The 615-nt window shown below is 72.2% G+C and carries 1 pseudogene; it reads left to right on the top strand.

The annotated features are described in order from the left end of the window. Positions 1-219 precede the first annotated feature (219 nt). A pseudogene (locus ACFQEU_RS17490) lies at positions 220-615 on the top strand (ornithine cyclodeaminase family protein); the annotation flags it as partial.

Genomic DNA, 615 nt, shown 5'->3' with positions numbered 1-615 from the left:
AGCCTCGGGCGGCCCCGCGACGTCCGGCGGCTCCGACTGACCGGACGGTCCAGTCCCGCTCCTGATCCCCGCCCCGCTCTTGGTCCCCACCCCGCCCCGCTCCCGGTCGCTGCCCGGCCTCGCTCCCGGTTCCGGGGCCTTTCGCGTTCGAACCGCGTTCTCCCCACGATGGCGGTCGGGTCCTGTACCGTTTAGTCGTTCCCGCCCCATCAGTCGGGTATGACCGACGCGTTGTTCCTGACGAGCGGTGACGTCGACGACCTCGCGGAGCCCGCCGACTACGTCGCTGCCGTCCGTGACGCCTATCGGCAGGTCGGGTCGGGCGCACCCGCTGAGCCGCGGACCGCGCTCACGAGCCGTGACCCGCCGGGAATGCTCACGACGTACGCCGCGATCCTCCCCGACACCGGCGCGATGGGGGGATACACCTACGCCGCCGGCTTCGGGGCCGAGGACGCCTGGTTCATGACGCCGCTGTTCGACGCCGAAACCGGTGAGCCGTTGGCGCTGCTCGACGGCGCATCGATGAACCCCTACAAGACGGGGGCGGCCGGCGCGGTCGCCGTCGACGCGCTCGCTCGCGACGACGCCACGGAGATCGCCGTCATCGGTAGC

It is taken from the genome of Halorubrum tibetense, assembly GCF_042661865.1.
GTDB classification, from domain to species: Archaea; Halobacteriota; Halobacteria; order Halobacteriales; family Haloferacaceae; genus Halorubrum; species Halorubrum tibetense.
The sequence above is the reverse complement of the archived record's forward strand: the minus strand, read 5'-3'. Positions and strand labels throughout refer to the sequence as shown.